This window comes from Robiginitalea sp., from assembly GCF_049588695.1.
In the GTDB taxonomy this organism is placed as follows: Bacteria; Bacteroidota; Bacteroidia; order Flavobacteriales; family Flavobacteriaceae; genus Robiginitalea.
In genome coordinates this window covers 1-3,573 of record NZ_JBAVZJ010000583.1, presented here as the reverse complement: position 1 = coordinate 3,573, position 3,573 = coordinate 1, and the positions used below count along the sequence as shown (strand labels likewise).

Sequence of the window (3,573 nt, the reverse complement as noted above, 5' to 3'; positions counted from 1 at the left end):
CCCTTAACAGGCTGCGAATTGTCTATGACCTTAAAATCATTCGGGTTCAGCCGTTCCACCACCTTCCCCTCGGCATCTCTGGGGTAGACCTGTAGAGATACCCCTGGGAAACCCTTGGGATTCGCTTTAACCTCCATGGACTTAACCTTATTCAGGGCCATTGAATACGCGTCTCCAGAAAGAGGGTCAGCAATCCGGGATTCCTTAAGTACCTGAATGCCCTGCAGGTTGAAAGGTTCCCCCAGGACAGATCGTTCTTCGTGCCATTCTTTTGTTTTATTCACATTCTGAATAGCAAGGGCCGGAGTATAGGTCTGAATCTGTGAGATGGTACTATACACCTGCTCCTCAAAAGTCATGTTGTTCAGAAATTGAAGCTTAATCTGACTGCCGAAAAGGTCCTCAACCTTCCAGGTGCCTTTGACCAGTTCAATTTCCTCCCTTCGGGGTGATGCCTGGGAAGCAGTAATCCGGATTTCCACATTTTGATCCGGGTTTTTTAGAGGACTGGCCTCGGCAACGAGATTTCGCGAATTCTCGTGATGCAATTGACCGAAGGGCACGGAGGGGTCGAATAAATGAGCGTATTGTTCTTCTCCATCTACCGTAAAGGCAACCGTTGGAACTTTATTTGTTCTGAAATAGAATTTAGTTTTCTTTTCTTTGATCAGATCTTCTGTACCAAGTGCCATTTCCAGTTTATCGCAAAGCTCTTTGGCTTGGTTGTCTGCATCGACTGAGGCAATTCGGGAATCCGAACTTTCAACCTTTAATTCGGAGGTCCATTTCCGATACATATTTTCGGTTATTTCCGGTGCAAACTCAATGGGTGGTTGACCAAAAAGAATGTCTTTTACAGCTGCTTCCTTCAGGGGAATCGTCTCGAATACTACCCGTGCTTCTATCCCTGCCTCCAAGTACATATCCTTCAGGATTTCGGCTTTTTCCCTCGGTGTTGCCATTCCACAACGGAGGGCTTCAGTGGTCCCGTAAAGCATTCCTGTTCCTATATAATTGAAGTAATTAGGATCTGAAGGCATTAAGTTGATCCCCGTTTTTACAAATTCGAACATCTTTTGGGGATTGCCGCTGGCTATAGCGAGTGCCCGCTGACCCTTAAAATGATCGGCACTGGATTTAAGGGCCTCGACCACCGCCTCCCACACACTAAAGGGAGGATCACCCGACCCTGTAAAAGCCTTTTCGTCCTCGCAGCTTAAGAGTAAGGAGGGATTCCAGGCAATAAGGCCCAAAAGGCCGGCCTGAGTGAGAAAGTTACGACGTGTAATGGGCAGGACTGTGGTGTCTTTGGTCATGGGTTGGGCTTGAGAGTGGTCTAGTACAAACTCTTATAATCGCTTTTCTTGAGCTGGTAAGGGTTTTCCTCCAACAGCACACAGGTCATTTTCATATTATTCTTCGGACTTTTCTTGTCTTCCATAATCATTTCCATCATAAGGCCTTCATTGTCCCCATCCTTTAACCAATCCACATTAAAACCTTTGGGCAGTTTATCACTTCTTCCATAGATGTCACTAAAACTGACGGGTACCTCAAAAGTGACATAAGTAGTGTAGTTGTGCGTAGAATTTTCAAATCGAAACCCCTTACATTGATACCCCAGCACCTCTTTTGGCGGGAGTTCAGTCATTGTAAAATCGTCAAAATCCATAGTATCTTCGTCTGTTGTGCCCACTTCAGGAAATTTGGTTACAGAAACAAAGCTTTCCCCTTTAACGTTTGAGAAAATTGCCATCTGATTCTGGCCGTTGTCATAAACCATGAACATGGAAACTTCCTGGGTAAATTCTACCCCCCAGTAGGCAGCATCAGGTTTAAAAAAGTAGGTCATGTCCATATTCTCGGAAGCCTTTGAGGCTTCGAAGCGCATGCCATATCGCCATGTGAAATCGTAAGAATCCGGAAGGTCTGAGGCGCTCCCAGGCTCAGTTGGCAAACCTTCTGCATTCTTTCCGCCCATGGTTGAATTCAGCATTTTATCCATGGCTTTTTCCGTTTGCTTCGCGGCAATTTCAGCTGTCTTGTTGACGATCACCTGTTCGGTTGCCGCCTCGACTTTTTGACGGAGTTTTTTCAGCAATTGGGCCTCTGTACTTTGTGATATTAAAATCAGGCCCAATAAAATGTAGGGCAATTGGGTTATTCTCTTCATTATGGCGGTTTTATTTCGTTAGTGTTTATCTGCAAACGTTTCCAGAACTATTATCAGACAGGGTGTTTCCCTCTCCCATCCTCAGCTGGGCTTGTGAATGGGCAAATATTCCACATCCGTTATTCCTGTGGATGTTGGTATGTTGCATTGCAAGCCGACCCGATCCCTTTAGAATAATACCTGCCTTTTCATTGCAACAGTAGACGTAATTGGAACCGGCATTTTTTAATTCAACATGGCTGAATAAATTTGCCGTAGAGTTTGTTTCTATATGAAAACCTCTCCAATAACCGGGTATATCGTTTAATCCTTTAAAAACAATCGGGCTTTCCAATTTGCCATCCGCGGTGATAGAGCCCTGGTCATAAACCCCGATGCCCGAATTCTGGCCCATTTCAACAATGACCCCTGCTTCTATGATTAGGGAGGAAGTGACATCCATAACACCTTGTTCAATCCTGTAGGGAATATTTTGAAGGCTCCAGGTGGTATTCTTTTTTACATCTCCAAATATGTGAATGAAGGAATCTGTGTTCCCGCTATAATCAGAATTGGAATCCAGAAACCTGACAGTCTCAGCATCCATAAGCAGGGGGCTTCCGTCATGGGAGGTGATCTTAATATCTCTATAGGTACTCAACAATGACTCCTCACCAATGTAAATCCCCGTGCCCCCTCCCTTGCTTAGCGTAAGATTAGATAATCCGATATTGGCCCCTTTTAGGAAAAGGCTGGCTTTTTCATTACAGCAATAGACAAAATCCGATCCGGCGTTTGCTATCTTAACATATTCCAACCGGTTCTTCGGGTTTTTAGTTTCTATATGAATTCCCCTCCATGACCCCCTGGAATTTAATATTCCCTTGAATTCAATGGGATCTGACGATGTACCAATAGCACTTAAACTACCCTGCCCGTAGATACCTAAACCTGCTTTGTCCCCAAAGAAGAAAGTTGTTCCAGCCTCAAGGGTAAGATCTGCGGTAATGTCAAGGATCTCAGGAATGTAATAAGGTATTTCCTGCCTGGGCCATAAAAGAGAATAAGTGAGTGCTTCAGGAAGTATGTAGATATAATCCTGGTCATTCCCTGAAAAGTCATTACCAGTCCCCAAACTGCCTAGAGCTGCGGATTCAATGACAAGCGGATATCCCTTGTGGGAGCGGATTTGAACATTTTGAAAATCTGAAAAACCAGAACCTTCTTTTGCATAAAGACCATAGGCTCCTCCTTTTTCGATTGTTACATTCTTAAGACTTATTAAGCCTTGGTTTATAAATAAACTGGCCTTTGGATTGCAACAGTATACATAAGTGTTCCCGGCATTGGCGATGGTTACGTTCTCAAGACGGTTGTTGGAAGAAATACTTTCCAGATGTATTCCCCGCCAATATTCAGGA

Annotated in this window: 2 protein-coding genes and 1 pseudogene; all 3 read right to left on the bottom strand. The window is 44.3% G+C overall.

Translation table 11 applies throughout. The features are described 5' to 3' along the window. Positions 1–1,316: hypothetical protein (locus tag WBV75_RS13370; protein WP_424121085.1), on the bottom strand; the 1,316-nt coding region annotated here is incomplete at its 3' end. Between the two features lie 20 nt (positions 1,317–1,336). Further along, entirely contained in the window at positions 1,337–2,173 is an 837-nt protein-coding gene (locus tag WBV75_RS13365) for a hypothetical protein (protein WP_424121084.1), read from the bottom strand. A 25-nt stretch (positions 2,174–2,198) separates the two neighbouring features. Continuing rightward, positions 2,199–3,573 (bottom strand): annotated as a pseudogene (locus tag WBV75_RS13360) (hypothetical protein); the annotation flags it as partial.